Below are 23,625 nucleotides of genomic sequence, written 5' to 3'. Positions count from 1 at the left end.
GAAATGAGCACGAAGTAATATCGCGGCCCAATCGTGACGCCTTGTCTAAGCAGCGACCAACATTAAACTCAGCTCGTGGGGGGGGGGAGACTATTGTTACAGCTACACCTAAAGCAATCAACTCTTCGACTGTTGAAGACAGAGCTGCCATCAGAATATCTGTCGAGCCATGTTGTTCTATTCCTATATAATCAACCAGAAAATTATGGTTTGATAAATACAAGAATGGGCTCGCTAAGACAACATGCCTTACAATGCTTTGATTCTCACGAATAAATTCCATAACGTTCTGATTATGCTTCAAACACGCCTCAAAATCATACTGACGTTCAGAGTTTCTCTGAATGGAAAGTTCGAGAGTTGGAGCACAAGAACTTTTAGTCATTTGCAACAGATTTACGTCGGGGTTGCTCGCTATAATTCCATCAATTAAATGCATGGCGTAGCTATCACCCCAAACTATGTTTACAAAATCACCGTCGCCTCGAGCACAATCACCATTCCAATTTTTTGGATCATCACACCTAGCTGATAAGCCTTTGTTTGGACTGAAATCGTTAATCTGTACAGATTGTTCAGAATGGCTTTTCTGCAGGTAAAGTAATGAAACACCTGATAATAAAAACGCCCATAAGAGAAGTATTACGAACAGTCCCTTGCTGGTCTTCGATTGAGAGAAACCATACCTTAGTGGTTTTTCAAAAAAGCGATAAGATAGCCACGCAAACAGAAAACTCGCAGCTAAACCAAGTAAAAGAGCGGTTTGGCTTGGATGTTTTAACGAGTCCGCTCTTATGAAAGCTAAAATAGGTTGGTGCCATAAATAAAGGCTATAACTCAGAATCCCTATAAAAACCATTGGCTTCAAACTCAATAAACGATAGACCAATGAACTTTCTCGGGTGAAAACAAGAATTAAAACAACCCCTAAACAGGGTAATATTGTGTACCAAGAAGGCCATGGGGTCGCAGGTGAAATAATCCAAAAGCTCAGAATTAATAATAGCAACCCTAAAAAAGAGAGACTATCAGAACTGGGCTTGCCAATTTTGTTGATAATAATGGCAGCTAGTGCTCCAACTAATATCTCCCAGACTCGAAAAGGGCTCAAGTAAAAAGCTGCATCTGGACTAATACCACCGGCCCATAAGGAGAGGAAAAAGCTGCTTAAAATTCCAATTAATATAATTCCTACTACGATAAATCGCGTTTTTTCTCGCCATAGTAACAACATCAATAGAGGAAAAACTAAATAATACTGCTCCTCTACGCCAAGACTCCAGGTGTGAAGAAGCGGTTTCTCGTCCGCTCCGCTGTCAAAATATCCACTATCGCGCCAAAAAGTAAAGTTAGAAACAAAAAAGATAGACGCCACAATACTCACTAAGTATTTATCGAAATCGGCCGACGATAGAAAGTAGAGACTAAATGGGATTGTTACAGTAATAACAAGAAGCAGAGCAGGTATGATACGTCTAATTCTTCGTTGATAAAAATCGACTAACGAAAATGACCCTTTGTTTATTTCCGAGAGTATTATCGAGGTAATAAGAAAACCTGAGATAACAAAAAATATATCAACACCAATGTATCCGCCATTAAACCAAGATACGCCTGCATGGAATAATAGCACTGGAATGACGGCTAAAGTCCTCAGTCCGTCAATGTCCGGGCGGTATTTCATAGATGACATTTATCTAGAGCTCCATTTCTGTTGTTCAGCTACCAATCATACCGGCTAAACGAGTCCATATTTTTCCAATGCGGGGTCAACTTGGCGGTACCTGTAATTAACCTCACCACGCGCTCTGAAGTATTTCTGATCTTGTACTCTTCAGGAATTTCACGCTCGGTACCTGAGAATACTTCTCGACTTGCTGTTGCAATGCGCACGCCTTCAATCAGGGTATCTTTGTCTAACCCTGTAAGCGCGATAGCTGCGGTGTCGAGTGCTTCCGGGCGCTCTATTGAGCGACGCAGGGTAACCGCTGGAAAATCGAGAATAGAGGATTCTTCACTAATGGTACCGCTATCTGAGATTGCACAAAAAGCTTCCATTTGTAGTTTGTTGTAATCAAAAAAGCCAAAAGGTTTTAGAAAACGAATATCGCCTGTAACTTTATCTAAGCCTAATTTTTCTAGGCGGTTACGAGTACGTGGATGCGTTGATACAACAACAGGGTAACCATACTCGTCGTAAAGTGCGTTGAGTGCTTCAACAACTTTTGCCAAGTTAGCTTTGCTGTCGACGTTTTCTTCGCGGTGAACGCTGACAATAAAGAATTTGCCGGCTTCAAGTTCTAACTGCTCGAGCACATTAGATTGTTGAATGGAGTCAAGCGAATGCTCAAGCACTTCACGCATGGGTGAACCCGTTAAATAAATGAATCGGTGCGATAGGCCTTCGCTAATTAAGTGCCTGCGTGCATGCTCGGTATACACCAAATTAAAGTCGGCTAAATGGTCAACTAGCTTACGGTTGATTTCTTCGGGCACGTTAGCATCAAAGCTGCGGTTACCTGCTTCCATATGGTACGTGGGTACTTTCATTCGTTTGGCCATGATGGTCGCGGTGGCACTGTTGGTATCCCCAAGTACCAGAACGGCATCAGGCTTCTCTTCTAAAATAACTTGCTCGGTTTTAATTAAAATCTCGCCAAGGCTACGTCCTAAACTTGAGGTATCTACATTTAAAAAATGGTCGGGTTGGCGAACGCCGAGTTCTTCAAAAAAAACGTCATTGAGTTCGTAATCGTAGTTTTGCCCTGTATGAACAATTTTGTGATCAACCACTTGGTCTAGCGCTGCCATAACCCGCGATAAACGGATGATTTCTGGGCGAGTGCCTAGGATAGTCATTACTTTTAACTTTTTCATGATGCGACTCTTATTTAAACGTTTATTCTGGTTTTACGACAGGGCAAGCAAAGGTATCTGGGTTTTCACGATCAAAGATTTCGTTCGCCCACAGCATAACGACCATTTCATCGCTACCCACGTTGGTAATGTCGTGGCTCCAGCCTGGTACTGTTTCTACTATTTCTGGTGTTTCGCCATCTGTGAATAACTCATAGAACTCACCGGTCACCATATGTTTGAATTTGAAGCAGGCTTTTCCTTTTATCACCAAAAACTTTTCTGTTTTGGTGTGGTGGTAATGTCCACCTCGGGTAATACCTGGGTGTGCGGTGAAATATGAAAATTGGCCGGCATCGGGCGTTTTTAACATTTCAACAAACACGCCTCGCTCGTCACCGTATTTAGGCACCGTATAGGTGAACTTATCAATGGGTAGATAACTCACATACGTTGAATAAAGCTTGCGAATAAAGCCTGTCCCAACGCGCTCAGAAATTAACGTCTGACGGCTTTCTTTGAAATAGTTCAGTTGCTTTGCAATTTGTCCGACGGTTTTGGTGTATACAGGGCCTGCTAGCGCAAAGCCTGAGGTTGGTGTCATTTCATTTGCTTGCAAAGCTATGAGTACTTCGTTAAGTCGAGCAAACATCATACTGACAACATCATCAACATAAACAAGCTGTACTTCAGCACCTTCGTTATGTATATCAATAGGGATGTCACGAATGATGTTATGGCAAAAAGTCGCTACCATGGAGTTATAGTTAGGCTTACACCATTTACCAAAAACGTTTGCTAACCGATAGATATAAACCGGATTTTCAGTGGTATCCGAAAGTTTTAATAGAATGTCTTCTGCAGCTTTCTTGCTTTGCCCGTAAGGATTATCACGTTCTGCTTGAATAGACGAACTATAAACAATAGGTATGAAGCGTTGCTGCGATTGCACCACATTAAATACAGCATTTGCTAATGCTTGGGTTAAATCAGTATTCCCTTGGATAAATTCATCGTTATGCTGCGGTCGGTTAATTCCAGCTAGGTGAATAATACCATCAACATTACTAACTAACTCCGGCAGCTCGCTCACGTGATTATCACGCGTGAAGGTCACCACCTCAATATCTGGCATCTCACTCAAATGCACGACAAAGTTTTTACCAACAAAGCCGCTAGCACCGGTTACCAATAACTTCATGGTTGGGTCCTTGTAACCTAATTAACCTTCAGGATGAATGTATTCGCCTGCTGCAAAAGCACGCATAAAGTCGAGTTTAAGCAAGAGTTGTTTCATCCCTGCTACATCTAAACGATCAGTGTTATGCGAATTATAATCTTCTACTTCGGCAATTTTGCTGTCGCCTTCTTCAACGAATTTTGCATAGTTCAGATCGCGTAAATCTGGCGGCACGCGATAGTAGTCACCCATATCTTCAGCACAGACCATCTCTTCACGCGATAATAAGGCTTCGTAGAGCTTCTCACCATGGCGGGTCCCCATGATTTGCATAGGGTGCTCTTGCTTGTTAATGAGCTCTAAAATGGCTTTTGCTAACACTTCAATGGTTGCAGCCGGTGCTTTTTGCACAAAGATATCGCCATTTTGGCCATGCTCAAATGCATACAAAACTAAATCGACTGCATCATCAAGCGTCATCATAAATCGGGTCATGCTAGGGTCTGTGATAGTAATGGGTTTACCAGCACGAATTTGGTCTACAAACAATGGTATAACCGATCCTCGCGATGCCATCACGTTACCGTAGCGGGTACCGCAAATCACGGTTTTATTGGCATCCACGTTACGCGACTTAGCCACCATGACTTTTTCCATCATAGCTTTAGAAATACCCATTGCATTAATGGGGTACACAGCCTTGTCGGTACTTAAACAAACCACGCGCTTCACTTCGTTTTGAATAGCGGCTTCAAGCACGTTTTCTGTGCCTAACACGTTTGTTTTCACCGCTTCCATCGGGTGAAACTCACATGAGGGCACTTGTTTCAAAGCCGCAGCATGATAGATAAAATCGACACCGCGTGTAGCATTCAAAACACTTTGATAATCACGTACATCACCAATATAAAACTTTAGTTTGGGGTGATTATACGCCTTACGCATATCATCTTGCTTTTTCTCGTCACGGCTGAAAATACGGATTTCAGCAAGTTCGCTTTTTAAAAAGCGTTTTAAAACAGCATTACCAAATGAACCCGTACCACCAGTAATTAAAAGTGTTTTTCCTGCAAAAACAGACGTCATTTTCCTATCCTTTCGAATTTTTGAATTCTTTTTGTGCCCATTCAACATATTCAGGTAAACCCGCATCTATCGTTTTGCTTGGGTTATAACCAAATGATGACTGGGCAGCACTAATATTTGCTAAGCTGTGTAAAACATCACCCATTCGTGTAGGCCCAAACTCTATATTTACTGGCTTGGGTAAGTACTGATTAATTCGCTGGGCTAAGTCTAGAATCTCAATTTGTGTGCCGCTGGCTATATTGAATGCACCTGAGACGCCACGATTTCTTGCAGCCGCTATATTTGCCTGAACCACATCAGCAACATGTACAAAGTCGCGGGTTTGTTTGCCGTCGCCAAAAATAATAATAGGCTGCTCTTGTAACGCTCTAAATACAAAAATGGGGATAACATTTCCATATGCATCAAAACGTTGGTTCGGCCCGTACACATTAAAGTAACGAAGGCAAATTGCCTCAAAGCCATAGGTATTCGCAAACGCTAATGTTTGCTTTTCCGTATAAAGCTTCGACACACCGTACGGCGTTAAAGGCTCAATGGGGTGACCTTCATCAATAGGTATGGTTTTTAGTTCGCCATAGATACCCGCTGAAGATGAAGATACCACTTTCTCCACGCCAAGATCTCGAGCTGCTTCTAGCACGCGTAAGGTGCCATTTACATTAATATCACTATCTATTTCTGGATGATCAATTGAACGTTTGTTTCCTACTGATGCAGCTAAATGAAAAACAGTGTCGGCACCTTTCATAGCGGCTCGCACCGCGGCCTCATCTCGGATATCCCCCTGAACGAAGCGTATATCCTTTGCTTGAACGAGTTCCGCAATATTTTGTTCATGACCTGAACTAAGGTCGTCTAAAACCGTTACTTCGGCGCCTTGCTCAAGTAGGGTTTTTACAATATTTGAGCCGATAAAGCCGGCACCACCAGTTACTAACGCTTTCACTTTGTTATCCCTTTCTTCATTTAAATCATCATCTCGCAAAGCACTATTTGCGAATAAAACGTTTGATTAGCTGCCGTTCTTCACTATTTAGCAGCATACTGTAGGTCATGAATACATAAATAATCGTATAAATAATGACTGCAGTGGCGAAGCTAAGCCAAGTCAATGTGAATTTATCAACAACCCACAGCGCGAAACCGACAAGCACCATATTTACCGGCAATGTTGCACCGTAAACACCTGCCAAGTACCGAGCAAAACTTACCCCAACCTTGAGCTGCAACACGCTACCTAAGATGATATATCCAACCAGCAACGCGAATCCGGTACCAATAGCTGCGCCAACAACACCATAATGAGGTAAAAGTACGAGTGTAATAACAATGTTAACGATAGCCATAATGACTATGGTCATTGAGCGGTACCAATAAATTTCCTTTACCTGCAAAACAATATTCCGTGAATTACCAATCAACTCGAGCGAGAAAGGCAAGAGCACGAGCAGCAACACGTAGTAGGATTGTGCAAAATCATCATTTAGCCAAAGCGTTAAAAACTGTTGTCCAAATACGACAACGCCGCCAATCACCAAATAAATGAACAATGCCTGAATGCGAGAAATACGCACCATGAGTTGCAAAATTTTGTCGGCCGAGATACCGCTGTCAATACGCCGGATAATATCAGGAGTTAAAACGCGTGTGATTACTATGGTTAGCGACATAATGTATTTGTTAAACATCACACCAATGGCATAGATCGAAACAGCAGCCGCACCTACCATAGAACCAATTAATACATGATCAATTCGATGAAATAACTGCTCGAACATAGCGACGACAAAAATGGGAGCCCCGTATAAGAGTATACGTTTTAGTTCAGGCCATTCAGGTAAATGAATCTTCACCCGATATTCTAGTACCAGAGCTACATAACCAAGCCTAAACAGTGCCGTCACGACTTTAAACGCACACATGCTCCAAGCGATTTCAACTAGCCCATAGTCACTAATTAATAACAGCCAAATGACAACAATTGAAAGTAGCGACGTAACTATTTCGAGTGTACGGAGAAAAACAAATCGCTCTTCTGCATAGATAAGCGACGAAAATGGGTTGCTCGCGATCATAATGGCTGCACCAACACCAACAATCTTAAACATTTGCTCGAGTACAAGAATGTTATCCGCTGATAAACCTTGTGCAAATATACCGACAAAGGATTCAGTAAGTAACCACACCACCCCAATAATAAACATACCTACAAGCGCGTAGGTAAATAGCATGCGAGCTAAAAAAAGTTCCTTATCTTGTTTGTTGCCTCGATGTTTTACAAAAAAGCGCATGAGGCTGTCGTTCATGCCTAAATCGAGAATACTAATGTATGCAACAAAAGCCATCGCCAAACTGAGTATACCGTAGTTGTCAGTACCTAGTTTGTTAACAAGAAAAGGAGTAAAAACAAGGGCGGTAACAATACCCACAACAATCGCAACATAACCAAGTACTGCACCTTTAGCTTTTTGTGACATATGTTTTTAGGCTACCAAACTTTTATGAATTTGAGGTTACGACAGGCGTTGAATAAACTGTTTGAGTGGTTTGGCATAATGCGCCACATCAAAGTATTTACTTGCAAGAAGGTATGCTTGCTCTCTTTGCGCGTAATATTGGCTTTCACTTAACGACATAGCGTGCATTAGGCTTCCTTCAATATCTGCAACCTCAGTGCTCGGTATCACAATGCTAGTTTTTGCATGATGAAATTGCCCGAGATCGGAGGTTATATTTGTAATGACAGGGCAACCAAAGGCAACACTTTCGACGTATTTGGTTGGGAATCCAAAGGTGCTGACACGGTTTATTTCTCGAATAAAGATTGTGTAGTGCGCTTGTTCTAATAACTTAGTTACATCGGCATGAGGTATCTGCCCATGGCACACCAAGCCAGCAGTGGTCAATGTTTGTTGATCCCAAACGCCCGACTCTGGCGACTGCCCCATGTAATTAATGAACTCGACTTCATTCATACCAACAACATGCAACTCAAGCGCAGGTTGTCTTTTATCTAATCCATCAGAAATCTGCTGAGAATTAAGTTGCTTAACTGCCGTTGCTATTTTATCGAGCCTATCTTTTTTACCGGGTGTGCCTGCATAGACGAGTCGGATTGGACCATCACCTTTCACTAAGGCCACATTGTCTGAATCAAAAGGGCCCAGTGTTTCAGTTGTTGACTTGGGTAAAATGCTCAAAGTAGGCGGCACACGAACGGTCGGTACTTTCTTGCCATCGTAATAGTCTTGTAGTGCACGACTAATACAGATAACCCCGTCTGTTTTCGGAATTAAATACCGCATGGCGAACTCGGTATTCATCAGATATGGCGATGTAATAAAGCCTAACCAAGACTCCGCAGCATACCATTCGACAGCATCAAAAATTATCTTAATGCCGCGCTTTTTAGCCCAGCGAGTAAACGAAAGTAAGTACGGGCTATATCCACTATAGATAATGATTGCTTTTGGCCACTCGGACTGTTGCTCAAACCAACTTCGCGATCGTCGTCCCATCGTAAAATACCGAGCAAACCGTAGCCATTTTGGTAAATGCTCAGCCGATCGTTCATTCACCTGAACCGATTCAATACCTGGCTCTACTGCAACAGACTCGCCTTCTGCTCGATTCGCCGAAAGGTAACCTGAAACGACCGTAACTCTATACCCTGCATCACGCAGACTTTGCGACATACCTAAGACGCGTCGTGTTGCCGCGCCACCTTCAGGAAAATCAATCGGCCCTACATAAGCTATCCAGTCATTTGCAATAGGTTTGGGATGATTCATGTCGTGTTCCAACCTATTTGCTGACATCAAATAAATTGAAAAGACGCTGCATCTTTGCAGCATCATCAACAATGACTTGTGAGTAATCACTTTCCGCTAGGGCGTTCCTCAGCTTTGAGTCGATTAAAAGTCGTTCAATGGCTGCGCCTATTGCACCTTCTTCGTTCTCACAGATCAATCCCGTTTGTTCATGAATTAATTGCTCATGAATACCCGATACCTCTGCTGCGACCACCGCTTTCCCCAGTATTTTCGCTTCATTTACGATGCCGCACAAACCTTCATAATACGATACGACGGCGACAATATCGGCTGCTTTGTAGGCAGGAAAAGGGTTTTCTAAACGCCCTAACAAAATAAGATGTGAGGAAATATCAAGCGTTTGTATCAATCTCTGTAATTCTTCTCTATCGGGACCATCCCCAATAACAAACCAAGTAAAATTGAGCCCTTTGTTCTTCAAATACTGACACACTCGTGCCATACGATAGATGGCTTTAGACGTATCGCTAAGACGACATACAGTCAATATTTTTACAGAGTCGGCTACCTGCGCCATGCGGGGTGGTGCATTGCAAACGTCAGCTAAGGCTTTCATCTCGTCTGGAAACAATAAGTTATATACCACATGCGCTTTGTCGTTTATTGCAGGTACTGCTTCGACAAGTGAGTTCTTAGCGGTTTGTGAAACACAGATGAACAAGTCGATTTGGTGAGCGACTTTCGCGATATTCGCGGCAATCACCCCATTTTTATCGATACCTTTGAGGTCATTTCGAATCCATAAAACTTTCTTTGTAGCTCGAATATGGTTGCGAATAAATGCCGTTGACATTCCGGTTAGAAGAGCAACTGCTACATCATAGGTTTTCGTACGGTAACGTCGCTGTCGCGTAAACTGCGTCCACCTTTGTTGTATGTAAAACGTTAAATCTGAGAGGTTTGTCAACTTTGCAAGCATTCCTCGCGCTGAAAAAAAAGCATGCCCGGCCTGCTGATTACGGAGATACTTCACCTTCACAGCCTGCGGAATCAAATGCTCCATATTTCCGCCTGGGACGGTTAAAACGAGCGTGACATCCCACCCCTCAGCAATAAATGCTTGCATCATGCGTAACGACGATTTTTCAGCACCGCCGACGTTGAAGACTGGATAATGAAAGAGAATACTTGGCTTTCGGGAAGGCATTATGACCGTAGCCATTCAGTCTTAATGTAACGAGCAATTTTGTTTAGCGTTTTCCCGGAGTACTTGTCCGCCACGCATTTTGCTATATGGCGATTTAAAGGGGGAGTAACGAGGGAAAAAGGTTTCGGCGATTTTAAGTAGCTCATATTTATAGTGTCATTCTGGCCAGAATGAACACCGCTACCATCAAGCCCAATGTTAAATACGCGGTTGTCAGACGCATAAATCGTATAACGGTCGGTTAATAGCTGCCACACTCCAAATCGAATAGACCAAGAATCTATTTTCCCGTCAAGCTGCCGCTTTATCCGTGAAGTTCGGTCGCTACCGTTCTGGTTTAATTTTCTACGAAGTTTTCTGTCATTCCAAACACGTATTAAAGGGCTATCGTCCCAGCGAATGGTTTCCCAACGATCTTTCCAAGTCGCCCAACCTGTACTGCAGTTTCGTTGTATTTTATACACATCAAGGTGGTAATCTTCAGGCAATCGCTCAAGCGAAGAAAACGCAGAAATTGAACCTACCTCATTCACATCGGCATAAAACGTCAAACTTTCATTCATGAACGTTAAAAAATCTGGTGAGACCAACAGATCATCCTCTAGAACAATAACGCTATTATGCTCAATAAGTATTTCCGTTACGCCGTTAATAATGGAATTAGCTAGGCCTTTGTTATGGGGGGATTCGACCACCGAGACTGCTACAAATTTTTCACGCCATGTGCTATCACGCGCAACGTTCCGTACATGTGCTACTTTTTCAACTAATTTTGTGTTGTTTTTATCCTTTGGGCCATCACAGAAAATGAATAGCTTAGAACCACTCGCCTCAGGGCATTTCGCAAGTTCAGTTAAGGTTTGCCGAAGGTGCTCGCCGCGGTTATAAGCAAAGACTAAAATGGGTGCAAAGCTCATCAAACCGTTCCTTGTTCTTTCGCGATAGCCAAATAAGTATCGACGAGCGAGTTCACATTACGCTCCAGATTGTGGGTAACTAATGCGCGCTCACGTGCATATTTTGACAGGTGTAGCGCCAACTCATCGGAATCGAAAATACGCTTAATTTTTAGTGCCAGCATCGCTGAGTCATCAGCTCGATAAAACAAGGCCTCGTGCTCATCGCTTGCCATGGATGGGGTACCTCCTGCAAACGCCGTTACACAAGGCACGCCCATTATCATGGCTTCACCCAAGGTATTCGGGCTATTTTCAATGATCGAGCTCATAACATACGCATGAGATGTGGCTAATTGCTGAGCCATTTCTGCTTCTTGAAGCACACCTAAAAACTCGACATGCTCGCTTAAATGAAGTTGCTTAATTAATGCGTTTAAATAGGCACCATAACCAACCATTCGCTTCAGCTTGCTGCCTTTGGTTTGCGGATTCTCACCTGCTATACGCACGACAATATTTGGGTAATGCTGTTTTAACTGAGCCACGGCATGCAACAGAACATGCACCCCTTTTCTGGGTGAACCTGCATTACCCACAAACAAGGTATAGCGTTGGGTATTGTCAAGTTGCCAGCGGGTGTTGTAAAAAGTATCGCGCAAAATGCGGCTACAGGCGTGGTAGCTTGCTTGAGGGTTTATGGCATATGCCTGTGCTTTATCCCAATCGGTTCGACCCATGAGGTGAGTTGCTGTTTGCATAGCCGCAACTTCATGGTTAAGACGGCTATTAAAACGCCAGAACTTATTAACCATTAATGCTAGCGCCGTTAACGCAACATTAGGCCGAAGCGGGCTTAACATGGCAGCTAAAGGCAAACGCCCTAATTCATAGTTTTTGTAGCCATTAATGACGCCCTGCATGGATAACAAACGCGCGCCTTGCCATGTTTCTAAAAAGCGCCGTGTATAACGCATTTCGGCGCCTTCGCAATGCAAAATATCGGGGTTAAATTCATTCAATACGGTATCACACGTTTGTTGCTCGACATCGTATTGATCTCTCTTGCTTTGCGGCATCGCGTAGTAAGTTATATTACCCTTTTCTATAACCTGCAATTTTGCTATTGGGCACCGCATGGCTACCGCAATTTTAAACCGCGAGTTTTTTGCTAACTCGCGCGTCATTAGTGTCAGCCACCCGCCAAAGGGGCTTTGTGGTAACCCAAGCTCAGGGGCCACCGCTGGCAAAGGGATATTGGCTGTCCATAATATTTTAATCGGCTTACTCATGCTCGAACCACTAAATTATCCATAAATTGTTGAGTAACATCGCGCCATTTTTCGTAACAAAAAGGTTGTAGCTTACGACAGCGCTCGTGCATTTCCTTGCGCTCATTCGGAGTAAGTATCATGGCTTTCTCTAAGGCTTGATACATAGCTTGGTCAGTAAATTCAGGTGCCAGAAAACCGTTTACCCCATCATCTAAATAATCTGGAATATCACTGGTCGCATTGCTAATAACAGGAATACCTAACGAAGCAGCTTCTACAAACTTGGTCGAGAAACCGACATTGGCAACACGGTTGGGCTTACGGAAAAACACCGCAAAGTCACTCGCTTTTAATAATGCGATCGATTCAGTATGAAGTACACGCCCATGAAACTCTACAGCCGTTGAAAGGTGCTCAATAAGGTTTTGCTGATTTGGCACTTCAGCTAAGTATTGCTGCTGGGTTAGCCCCACAATATTGAGTTTAAATGTGTGCCCTTTCGTATACAACTCACCAAAGGCCTTTAGCATACTGGGTAGCCGATCTTTATGCATTCCTAGACCCGGGCTGCCGGAGTATGTGAAGGTCGTATATTTATTTTGCGGAATAGCCGCAAGCTGCCAGCGCTGCTCCGCAGGGTCGACAACAAAGGGCAATTTCAACACGTGTTGGCCGAGCAAAAAGCGCTCAAGAAAATACGATGCAACGATAACGTTACCCGCTTGCTTGGTTAAAAAACGCATTTTTATTTGTACGCCCACCAACCTAGATAGGTTTCGGAATATATTCTTGCCTTCCCAACCATACCACTCGGTACAATCAAGAATCGATGCAGCACCTAACTCTCGACACAACTGGTTGACCTTATGCGTACCACGGGCGGGATAATTGTAGGTCATAATCGCCTTCACAGACTCTCGACCAATAGACTCAACAAAAGCGCGTATTGGCGCTTCTGATGCCACGTATGAAGGGCCTCTATAGTCGAGAGTAGGTTTGGCGATGTTAATGCATTCAATCGGCTCTAAGCCACCCGATTGCCAGGTGAAGCTAGATAGTTCTGGGTTTGGCAATTTACCCAGAACATAAACTTTGTAACCCAGCTGTTGCAGGAGTCTGGCGTTGCCAAGGGCGCGAACCGCTGAGGCATTTCTATCTGGTAACTGGAAGCCACCGCATATAAGAATCTTTTTCTTCATTCAATATTTTTTATTCTAGGCATCGTATTATAAGTGAGAAGCGCTATAGATACTGGTAGGAAAAGAAATAGAGCCATTCCTTGGGAGGCCACGAAATTATTCATAAAGGTCACCGCAGCCATACACACTAAAGAAGCTAAAACTAAACCGTTTGTTCTCATTGATATTCCTAAATACCGAATCGGGATATAGATCATCAAATAAACAAAGATAACACCAAAGAAGATGCCCAATCGAGCAAAAGTGTCCAAAATTTCAGAATGCTTGCCAATATCACGGTTACTCCAAACCCCTAAAATAGGGTGTTCTAAGAAGATTTTCGCGCTTCTTTCCCATCGTACAATTCGATCGCTTGCTGTACCTTGCGCTTCACCCTGTTCTAGAGTTTCAAGTACATCTCGAATCTTAATAAAGTAATTAGTCCCTTGGGTCAATGGCTGAATGGCTGTTAGACTTGTCTGTAATACGGGTTTATAGCCAATCAGCAGAAGTGCTGCCAAGAAAGTAGCTAAAAGCGCTCTAGCAAGAGTTACCTTTGCAAGAATCACCAACGTTCCCAGCGTTGCAATCAGTGTTAACACGGCAATGGTAAAGCCTGAACTAAGAACCAAAGTAACGGCCAGCACAAGGTTCGCAGCTATCAATAGCTTTTGCCACCATTTTATGGTCATCTGATTACTGTACTTAAATAACATCACTAATGCAGGCACCATGATGACTGTGCTGTAAGCTAACCCGTAACCACCCACTCCTTCTTGTGCAATTTGCATTGCTGTATCACCGGAGCGAACGGCAAGTCGCATGGCATGGCCATTAACAAACCAGAGCGTATAAATGGTTTTTATGTAGGTGATGGGTAAGGTGAGCAACACCCACCAAAACACAGGGCGTAGTGATTCTACGTTATTTCGCCGACTTTCTATGACATATAAAAAATAAAAGGCAATAAATAACTGAAAGTTCTGAATCAGGCCCGCCCCACCGTACTGCAAGTAATCAATAACAGCGATGTAAACAATATATACTGTCGCAATCAGTGCGGGTACAGAAGGCCTTAATAACAGGTTATTGGGGCGTAATAACTCTAAAAAAAACCAACCTGCTACAGCCAGTAAAGCCAAAGCTCTGAAGAGAGTTCCGTAGGCCATAGCCGGCGATGTAACCCACAATGCAACATAGGCAATAGCAATATTCTGCAAAGAGCTGATAGTAACTCGCATTAGGTAGGGCTATAGCCTATTAACTGCGTTGTCAGTTGGCACAATATTCTTCAGGTCGTACACGATACCATCTTCGCCGACTAAACGGTTAAAACCAAGCCGAGCGGCGTGAACAAATTCACGATGAGCTACTGCTACAACTGCAGCATCGTAATCGGCGCTATCTGGCAGGCTTGGAAGCAGTTGCACACCTAGCTCATGCTGTGCTTCTTCGTTATCTGCCCAAGGGTCGTAAATATCGACTATTGCACCGTAAGATTGGAGCTCGTCAACTAAATCAATCACTTTTGTATTGCGAATATCTGGGCAGTTTTCTTTAAAGGTCACGCCAAGCATTAATATACGCCCGTTTCTTACCGACTTTTCGGCTAACAGCATTCTCTTCACAATATCGGCCGCAACGTACTTGCTCATATTGTCGTTTATGCGACGGCCCGCAAGAATCATCTCTGGATGAAACCCAATGGATTGCGCCTTATGGGTTAAATAATAGGGATCCACGCCGATACAATGGCCACCTACAAGGCCTGGCTTGAAGGGTAAGAAGTTCCATTTAGTCGCCGCTGCCGCTAATACTTCATGGGTGTTGATGCCCATCTGATTAAACAGCATGGCTAATTCATTGATCAGCGCGATATTCACGTCACGCTGGGTATTCTCAATCACTTTTGCCGCTTCTGCAACGCGGATGCTGCTCGCTTTATGAGTGCCTGCGGTAATGATGGAGGCATACAAACTATCCACAAAGTCAGCAACCGCTGGTGTTGAACCCGATGTTACTTTTAAAATAGTTGTTACTCGGTGTTCTTTATCGCCTGGGTTGATGCGCTCAGGGCTATAGCCGGCATAAAAATCCTGATTGAACGTTAACCCCGACACGCGCTCGAGTACGGGCACGCAATCTTCTTCGGTTGCACCAGGGTAAACTGTCGATTCATAAATAACGATATCGCCTTTCTTTAAGTACTTACCAATAGTTTCACTGGCTTTATACAGCGGGGTTAAGTCGGGCTGCTTGTGCTTATTAATTGGCGTTGGCACCGTGACAATGTAGACATTGGCCTCGGCTAAATCATCAAAGTTTGCGCTAAAGGTTATTTGTGTCGCCTCGGCAAGTTCTACGGCATCCACTTCTTGGGTACGATCATAGCCTTGCTTGAGTTCGTTAATCCTAGCCTGATTTATATCAAAACCAAGAGTTGGGTATTTCTTCGCAAACTCAACCGCTAGCGGTAAACCCACATAGCCAAGGCCAATAATCGCCAACTTTACATTAGACAACTGCATCTAAGACTTCTCCGACTTATAACTATATCCATATTGGTAGCCGTAGCTATACCCATAACCGTAATAGGCGCTTGCCTTACGTTCAACGCTATTTAGGATAATGCCTTTTACATCCACCCCGTTCTGCGCTAACCGCTGTACGGTTGTGGTTACTTCTTTTACTGGTGTTTCACCAAAACGAGCCACTAGTAAGGTGGTTCCTACGTATTGCCCTACAATAGCAGCATCAGTTACAGCCAAGACCGGTGGCGTATCTACAATCACATAATCATATTCATGTTGGCAAAGCTCAAGCAACGCTTGCATCCGATCATGCATTAATAATTCAGAAGGGTTCGGAGCTGCCTCGCCTCGCGGTAAAAAGAACAAATTATCTACGTGTAATTGTTTAATGACGTTCTTAAATTCGCCTATTTGCTTACCCTTATCTGCGAGGAAGTCAGACAAACCGTAATCATTACTTGTATTAAAAATGCTATGCATATAACCACGACGAATGTCGGCGTCGATAACTAGTACTTTTTTACCACTTTGCGCTAGTACTGCAGCAAGGTTGGCTGTCACGAAGGTTTTACCTACCGCGGGGCTTGGCCCCGTGATCATCAAGATATTATTCTTTGCCTCTAACATCGCAAAATGCAGGCTGGTTCGTAGACCTCGTAACGCTTCAATAGCCAAGTCGGTAGGGTCTTCCTTGGCCAGCAAAGGCATATGTAGTGTCTGACGATCTTTACTACGTGCAAATCGTTCAAGCTTTAGATTAAAACTTCTTTGTGCATCGGAGAGAGGGACGGATGCATACACATTTAACCCTTCTTCTTCTAACTGCTCAGGTCGCTCTATCCCTTTATTAAGAAGCGCCCGCACCAACACCCAAGTAATACTACCGAATGCACCAAGTAAGAATGCGACAGCAATAATAATAGATTTTTGCGGTGCTACTGGACCAAAGGTTGCTTGTGCCGCATCGAGTATACGTACGTTTCCAACAGTACTGGCTTTGGCGATATTAAGTTCCTGCATGCGATTAAGCAGTTGTAAATAGATTTGCTGAGATACTTCTACATCTCGCATCAGCCGTAAAATCTTCTGCTGTGTTTCTGGCAGACCTTGCACGCGCTCAGATAAGCTTTCTCGTTCTTCTAAGACACGAGTTTTCTGTTCAAGTAAGGCTTGGTAACTAGGATGTTCTTTAGTGAATAACCGCGAAATTTCACTCTCCTGAGCTTCTAGCTCATTCACCACTTTATCTAGCTCGACAATGCGTTCAAGCAAACTTTGGGTTTCCGTTTGAAGATCTATCGATTCGGCACTTATACGGTAGCTATTAAGAGCCGCTTCAGCACTGTCTAAAGTAGCCTTAACTTCTGGCATTTGCTCTTGCAAAAATTTCAAGCTGTTTTGTGCTTCGGCTGCGCTTCGACGAATATTCTGTAATTGATACTCTTCTATCACTGCGTTCAACGTACGTTCCGCGCTCTGCCGATCTGGATTCTGTAGTGACACTTCAAGAATGCCTGTCCGAGTACCCATTTCAATGACTCGTAAACTATTTGCTAGGCGATTAATCGCAGCAGCTGCTCGCGTTTTCACTACTTTAAATTCTTCGGTATTATTGGCTTCTAAGCTAGTGACATACACTTTGAAGCCATTTTGTTCGAGCAATTGGTTTGTTTTACCAGACACTAATAACTCATCAAATTGATAAATCTCAAAGCTATTCGCGCCGGTCACGACTAAATCGTAGGTTCCTGGTGATGGCGGATTAAACGTTTCAAACACGATGCTATCTGGTTTACCACTGCGACGCGCTAGCCATTCACCAATAAAAGGCATGTATTGAGGTTGAACGTTAATATTCAAACCTAATCTTTCAACTACTGGGCCTGCAACCATTCTCGATCTTAAAATAAAAGCTTCCGCCTCGGTTTCATTGGTTCCCCGAAACATCGCAGCCATATCTAAGCCAGGGATAGATGATTGCTTTTTCTCAACCTGAATTAATGCATCGGCACGATAAATTGGAGTAGATAAAGTCGCAACCAAATAACCAACGAGTGTGGAAATAACAATAGCAGCAATTAGTAGCTTCTTATTATCAATGATGATCCCAATAAAACGCCCAATATCAATGGCGTCATCTGTTACTTTGTTGATCGGTTGCGAGCTGGTTTTCGTCGTTGTCATTATTTGCCCTAGAACATCTTATTAATTAAGTTTATTTACCCAACTATCTACAGCTGCTTCCAGTAACTCGTAGACAAATATAAAGGCCTCATCGCTTTTACGGTAAGGATCGGGAATGTCTTTTGCTTCATGTTTGGCACCCAGCCAGTTACCTAGCAGTAGAGTTTTACCTCGTGCTTCTGGATACATGCGCGCTAGCTGCTCTCTGTGCCCTTGTTCCATGACTAACACTAAGTCTGCCCATTTAACCAAATCATTTGAAATCTGTGTTGCCACATGGTCTTCAATCATCAGGCCGTGCTGGGCAGCTATTGATTTAGCTTGCGCATCTATTCCGTTGCCAGCTAAGCCACTTTTTTCAGTAGCTAAGCCAGCTGAACGAACGTGTTTGTGTGGTAACCTAGCTCGTAGCATATGCTCTGCAGTGGGGCTACGGCAAATATTTCCTACACATACGACTAGAATTTTATCAAACATTTACCTTACCTATTAGCGAGTTAACTCACTATTAGCTCGACCAACCGAGTACAAGCCACTAACTGTAGGTAACAGTTGACTCAACACACGGTTCCAGCGTGCGACAGGAGCCGCTGTGACATAGACAATATCACGTTCTTGGAGTGTAAACTGTTCTGCCATGATTAAAGCAACTGCGTTTTTTGCGTTAAGTTGGTACACATCGGCAATCAAACCGCTATCGGCATCTGCTTGTCGGAGTACAAAGATACCTGAAGCATTAGCGCTTTGTTCATCAAAACCACCTGCTTCAGTGAGAGCTTCAGCGAGTGTCATGCCACGACGCCCCATCACAAAGCTTTGTGGGCGAACCACTTCACCAAGAACAAAGACTTTACTGTTTTCATTCCGCTCAACGTGCAACACATCATCCGTACGCAGTACTAGATTCTGAGAGGTATCGCCATAGCGATAGAGATCACGCAAGCTGAACACCATATCTCGACCATCTCGAGTTACGGTTACCCCTGCCCAATCAGCGCTGGCACTTAAGCCACCAACTCTGTTAATAGCCTCAAGCAGGGTTAAAGGTACATTGGTGATGGGCAGAGTTCCAGGATTACTCACTTCACCGGTGACATAAACTCGTTGCGAACGAAACGCAGCAATAGTGACATCTACTTGAGGATTTTCAATATATTTTGCTAATCGAGCCGAGATAATCTTTCGAATTTCTGGAATAGTCTTGCCGGCTACTTCAACACGACCAATGTAAGGGTAAAAAATAGTTCCATCATTATGAACCCAGTTTCCGGCTTCTTCTGCACTTCGGTTTGAGCCAGCTGGAATAGTAAGTTCTGGATGATTCCAAACAGTTATACTAAGTACATCACCCTTTCCGATCCTGTAGTCATAATTTTCTAGTTCAGCAGTCAATGAAGTATTAACTTCCACTGCTGGTTTCGTGGCATTCATCTCAGCTATTAACATTGGGGTGATAGCATACCGCCGAACAAGTTTATCTAAATCAGCTTCCTCAAAGGCCTCACTCACATACTCAGTGTTCGCATTTTCATAAAGTCCGTTAGGCACATCCGTTGGAATATGAGAACCAGGTACCATGGTACAGCCTGTGAGGGCAAGAGCTAAACCTGCCGTAAGCGTAAGAGTTGATTTGTTTATTATCATTGTGTACCCACCATGAGTTTTTAGTTCTAAATATTAGTACGTGTGCTTTGATGCACGAAAACCCGTGTTCTAATGCAGTCACTAACTCCGGCTAGGACGCTAAGGACAACCATTTATCTTACTCTCACTACCTGTATAAATGGGGGCGGCGCAACATTTGGCCACCGTCGCGCAGTATCGGAAGCCAGCCTAGGCTGCCGCGCGCTTTGGTGTTACGCACAAAGAATAAATCGAAGGGGATACTTAAGTAAAACCCTTTGGTAAAACTGCCTTCGCCATACTCTTCGTCACTAACGTTAGTAAAGGCGGCAAAGGCACCGGCTATGACGCCACTATCAAATTCGTGTTGTAGCTCTAAGTGCACGCCTTCGTCTTTGGCTAAGAAGCGTCCGGTCCTGGCAATCAAAGTGGTATTAGGTATATAGGGCGTATCCCAATACACCGAGACATGGCCGGTGAGTACGTCGTAATCATCAAAGCCAAGATCTTTATAAGGGTCGCGCTGCTTCACGTAGTTAACGTCAAAGCCAAAGGCCCAGTTGCTATTCGGTGCTTGCTTTAATACTTCAGCCCCTACCCCACCAAACATCCGCTCTAGGTAGCCGCCGTAGACTTGTCCATAGAGGTTACGGCCTAATTGCTCGGTGTAGCGGGCGCTTAAATGCTCTAGCCACACTTCTTGGTTGATGGCGTATTCACGGATACGAGTACGTACGCGCGGTAAAGTCGCGCCTTGGCTATCAAGTAAGTAATTAAACTTATCGTAGCTATTGGCTAAGTTAATGCCCATTTTACCGCTAAATAGCAGGGCATCATTAAACTGATAGTTAGCACTGGCTTTTAAGCTAAGTTGGTACAGGTAAAAAGACTCAGCGCCACCGAAGCTTTGGTCTAGGTCCGGCTCTATCGACCAACTAAATTTATCTTGCTTAAAGCTCACCTGCTGCTGTGTTGGCGTGGCACTGGTGGTTCTGATGGCGTTATCTGTATCAGCTAACATGCGCTCGCCACGATAAGCTGCTTTGTATGCCTCGGCATTAATTACATGAGTAGCCTTGCCAAGGTTGCCATCGTATTCTGTGATGCGATACTCAGTCAGGCTCTCCGGCATGCTATCGGCTAGGATACGTGCGGCACGGTCGACGGCTTCATCGGTATTACGAAAACGTGTTTGCGTGGCGATGAGTTCGATGCTGTTGGTTTTGTTTGTGGTGTTTGCGTTGGCGTTGACGTTAGCGCTTTCGTTATCGTGAGCACCTGTGCCTTCAGCTAGTTTCCAGCCTGACTCGGTAAGTAGATCGTTGGCAAGCTTCTGATAATCCACCTCATTGATACTCGCAGGAGTGGTGTTATCGCTCTTTGCGATGCGCTTGGCTGGCTCTACTTTATGCTGATAAGCTTTGTTAAAGTTGTAGTTAAAGGTCACGCCAAAGGTGACTGTATTGCCGCGCTCGTACCCTAGCTTAAAGCTGACAGTGTCGTTGTAAGCATAATGGGCGCCAAGGTTCCAAGGGGAATCAACGTCAATATCACGCCCAGCGTTATCCAGTTGATAGTCGTTTGGATCGTACTCCGCCATCAGGCTTAGGCCATCGATAGGCGTGTAGTACTGCACACCACCAAAAAGTGCAGCAGGGCCTCGGAACCATTTATCGACTTCAAATTTACCGCCAGAACCGCTCGTTCCTCTGGGGCGCTCACACATGCGGTCAGCTATCTCACAAAACGGGTTACTGATATTATCGCGCCGACCTAAGTAGCCCCAACCCATGCCTAGGCTAACATCAAAGCTGCCGAGCTCACTGGTGCTAAAGCGCTTGTTGGCAACTAGGTATTCACCAGCGAAGATCCCAGTACCGCCCACGTCTTGCAAGCCTAGCGCTAGTTGCGGCAGGTACTTGCCTTCTTGCGATAGCAAGACTTTGGCGTCAAAGCCTTTGTCTTTGAGGGTTTGGTCGCCACTAAAATTGGAATCGCCGCTGTACAGTTGATATCTGATATCAGTGTAACGAGCGGTCGCAGTTAGCCAAGGGAACAGCTGCAAGCTGACGGCGGTACGGCGATATTCATCGGCATCGCTGTAGTTAATGCTTAGCTCACCATACGGGTTCATCCGCGCGGTTGGCGTTTGTAGTAAGCCTACGCCACCAAAGTCACTTTGCGCTAACGGGCCGTCGATGATATCTGCTTGTGCTTGGGTAGCAGTAACTAACGAGGCTAACGCCAAAGTGATGGCAAGTGCGAGCTTGGCTGGCTTAGCGGGCTTAGTGCTTGGCATGAGCTAATTCTGTTGTGTCAGGCTGCGTGGTGGTTTTGGTGCTAGCTGTAGCACTGGCGGCCGCCCAATCCCAATGTTGTAAGAACATGGCCAGTTGATAATTCACGTCTCTGAAGCCTTTCGGTAAATCTTTATCGGCGATACTACGTAACACCAATGCGCCTGGCTGGTGGGCCAATGCCCGTTGCTCCGCTGTGCTGTTGTAGCTTTGTAGCGGCACCAAACTGATTTGGCCATGAGCATCGGTCACATACACCTGTTCATGATCGCTTAACTGGGTGGCCAAACCAACCTGCAGGCTGCTAGTTTGCGGGGCGGCGTTCAAACTTAGCTCGTAACTTGGAATCACGCTGTTACTGACAGCGGCATCGGCTAAGTTCAGCGCTTTGTTTGTTGCTTGGTTAATACGGGCATCACCTAGAGACCAGCCGTGAATGTAGGTAGCACGTAACGGCCAGCTCTGAAATGCTTGGGTTAGCTCAGCGGCTTGCGCAGCAAGTTCCGTTTCGCCATCGGCTTTGTAAGTTTGTTCTAACATACGTAAGCGAACCAACATACCAGCTTTACGACCAGAAAACCATTGGTCTAGCTTAGGGCTGTGTAAACGTGTTAGGGGTGCGTAAGGCACTTGCTCTAACCCTAACCGATGAAACTCAGTCACCACATCGTTGAGGCGCAGGCTGCGCGGGTTAGCTTGGCCTGGTTGATTCGGTTGATTTGGGATAGTCCCGAAGAACAGGCCGTTGAAGAGTTGGCTGGTTGTGCTGGCTTCTTGCTGCTGCGTTGTTGTCTGCTGCGTGACTTTGATGCGTAATTGACGGTATTGAGTGGGGTCGCTGCCGTCTTGCGTTTTGAGATCTTGAAAGCCTGACTGCGCAGGTAAGGCGCTGTAACCCCAGTTTTGGGTGGGACCGCCGACGCCATTAAACGGTTGTACTTCGGTCATCTCAAAATAGCCTAGCTCCGGGCCTAGCCATTGTTTGCTTTGTACGATACGACCACTCGCTAGATCACGGTAGAACTCGTTGGTGGCAATCGCCTGCGTGCTTGAGTTTTTGTTTTGGTCTGCTATTGGGTATAGCTGCTCTTCGGTGACTAGCACGTTCAAGGTGGTGCCGTTTGGCATTGCTAAAGATTGCTCACGCTGACTTTTCACCACGCGATAACTTTGGCGCACGGTGACAAAATGTGGCTTATGCTCGGTATGAAATGCCGAGGTTTGGCGCAAATCGTAGCTGAGTTGGGTACTTGCTTGCTTACTTATTTGCTTAGCATGGCTAGCTCGCATGCCGGAGCTTGGCTCCTGCGCAAGCCATAGGGCTTTCACCTTAGCATGCCTTAAATTCTCAAGGCTTTGGACCCGGCCTTGCACGATTTCAATGATTTCGTTGCTGGTGGTAAACCACTGCAGGCGCTGGGCATACACCGCATCGGGGCTGTGCCCTTGCACTAAGTTATCGGCCTCGCCTAGCACCACCAACGAGCGGGGAGAATCCCCAAGCTTCATGTAATTGGCAGCGTACGGCAAAGCT

18 protein-coding genes are annotated in these 23,625 nt (G+C 44.7%); all 18 read right to left on the bottom strand.

The window, feature by feature from the left end:
• On the bottom strand, positions 1–1,693 hold a 1,693-nt coding region (locus tag NOG12_RS09555), incomplete at its 3' end, for an acyltransferase family protein (protein WP_313933109.1).
• A 29-nt stretch (positions 1,694–1,722) separates the two neighbouring features.
• Positions 1,723–2,877, bottom strand: a complete 1,155-nt coding sequence (wecB, locus tag NOG12_RS09550) for a non-hydrolyzing UDP-N-acetylglucosamine 2-epimerase (RefSeq protein WP_313933108.1) — start codon at positions 2,875–2,877, stop codon at positions 1,723–1,725.
• Positions 2,878–2,899: 22 nt separating this feature from the next.
• A complete protein-coding gene (gene wbjC, locus NOG12_RS09545) occupies positions 2,900–4,057 on the bottom strand; it encodes a UDP-2-acetamido-2,6-beta-L-arabino-hexul-4-ose reductase (RefSeq protein ID WP_313933107.1) in 1,158 nt (385 codons plus the stop codon).
• A 21-nt stretch (positions 4,058–4,078) separates the two neighbouring features.
• Complete coding sequence (locus NOG12_RS09540) at positions 4,079–5,122, bottom strand: polysaccharide biosynthesis protein (protein ID WP_313933106.1); 1,044 nt, start codon at positions 5,120–5,122, stop codon at positions 4,079–4,081.
• Between the two features lie 4 nt (positions 5,123–5,126).
• Complete coding sequence (locus NOG12_RS09535; RefSeq protein WP_313933105.1) at positions 5,127–6,113, bottom strand: SDR family NAD(P)-dependent oxidoreductase; 987 nt, start codon at positions 6,111–6,113, stop codon at positions 5,127–5,129.
• A 4-nt stretch (positions 6,114–6,117) separates the two neighbouring features.
• On the bottom strand, positions 6,118–7,605 hold the full coding sequence (locus NOG12_RS09530) for an oligosaccharide flippase family protein (protein WP_313933104.1): 1,488 nt from the start codon (positions 7,603–7,605) through the stop codon (positions 6,118–6,120).
• Positions 7,606–7,641: 36 nt separating this feature from the next.
• On the bottom strand, positions 7,642–8,919 hold the full coding sequence (locus NOG12_RS09525; RefSeq protein WP_313933103.1) for a glycosyltransferase: 1,278 nt from the start codon (positions 8,917–8,919) through the stop codon (positions 7,642–7,644).
• A gap of 13 nt (positions 8,920–8,932) precedes the next feature.
• On the bottom strand, positions 8,933–10,030 hold the full coding sequence (locus tag NOG12_RS09520) for a glycosyltransferase (RefSeq protein ID WP_313933102.1): 1,098 nt from the start codon (positions 10,028–10,030) through the stop codon (positions 8,933–8,935).
• A gap of 77 nt (positions 10,031–10,107) precedes the next feature.
• Positions 10,108–11,025 carry a glycosyltransferase family protein gene (locus NOG12_RS09515; protein WP_313933101.1) on the bottom strand — a complete coding sequence of 306 codons (918 nt, stop codon included), beginning with the start codon at positions 11,023–11,025 and terminating at the stop codon, positions 10,108–10,110.
• Positions 11,025–12,296, bottom strand: a complete 1,272-nt coding sequence (locus tag NOG12_RS09510; RefSeq protein WP_313933100.1) for a glycosyltransferase family 4 protein — start codon at positions 12,294–12,296, stop codon at positions 11,025–11,027. Before NOG12_RS09510 ends, NOG12_RS09515 begins: the two co-directional genes overlap by 1 nt.
• Positions 12,293–13,477, bottom strand: a complete 1,185-nt coding sequence (locus NOG12_RS09505; RefSeq protein ID WP_313933099.1) for a glycosyltransferase — start codon at positions 13,475–13,477, stop codon at positions 12,293–12,295. Before NOG12_RS09505 ends, NOG12_RS09510 begins: the two co-directional genes overlap by 4 nt.
• A complete protein-coding gene (locus NOG12_RS09500; protein ID WP_313933098.1) occupies positions 13,474–14,676 on the bottom strand; it encodes an O-antigen ligase family protein in 1,203 nt (400 codons plus the stop codon). The genes NOG12_RS09505 and NOG12_RS09500 overlap by 4 nt, the downstream gene beginning before the upstream one ends.
• A gap of 30 nt (positions 14,677–14,706) precedes the next feature.
• Positions 14,707–15,984: a nucleotide sugar dehydrogenase gene (locus tag NOG12_RS09495; protein ID WP_313933097.1), complete on the bottom strand. Its 1,278-nt coding sequence runs from the start codon at positions 15,982–15,984 to the stop codon at positions 14,707–14,709.
• Positions 15,985–18,171, bottom strand: coding sequence for a polysaccharide biosynthesis tyrosine autokinase (locus NOG12_RS09490; protein ID WP_313933096.1), 2,187 nt, complete (start codon positions 18,169–18,171; stop codon positions 15,985–15,987).
• Positions 18,172–18,192: 21 nt separating this feature from the next.
• Positions 18,193–18,648, bottom strand: coding sequence for a low molecular weight protein-tyrosine-phosphatase (locus tag NOG12_RS09485; RefSeq protein ID WP_153826831.1), 456 nt, complete (start codon positions 18,646–18,648; stop codon positions 18,193–18,195).
• Between the two features lie 12 nt (positions 18,649–18,660).
• Positions 18,661–19,815 (bottom strand): polysaccharide export protein, encoded by a 1,155-nt coding sequence (locus NOG12_RS09480; protein ID WP_153826832.1) that lies wholly within the window; start codon positions 19,813–19,815, stop codon positions 18,661–18,663.
• A 127-nt stretch (positions 19,816–19,942) separates the two neighbouring features.
• A complete protein-coding gene (locus tag NOG12_RS09475; protein ID WP_313933095.1) occupies positions 19,943–22,093 on the bottom strand; it encodes a YjbH domain-containing protein in 2,151 nt (716 codons plus the stop codon).
• Positions 22,080–23,625, bottom strand: a 1,546-nt coding sequence (locus NOG12_RS09470; protein WP_313933094.1) for a YjbF family lipoprotein, incomplete at its 5' end; no start/stop codon positions are given. The genes NOG12_RS09475 and NOG12_RS09470, both read right to left, overlap by 14 nt.

The organism is Pseudidiomarina fusca (assembly GCF_032227045.1).
Classification (GTDB): domain Bacteria; phylum Pseudomonadota; class Gammaproteobacteria; order Enterobacterales; family Alteromonadaceae; genus Pseudidiomarina; species Pseudidiomarina fusca.
Note: the sequence above shows the minus strand (reverse complement) of the source record. Positions and strands in the feature narration are given on the sequence as shown.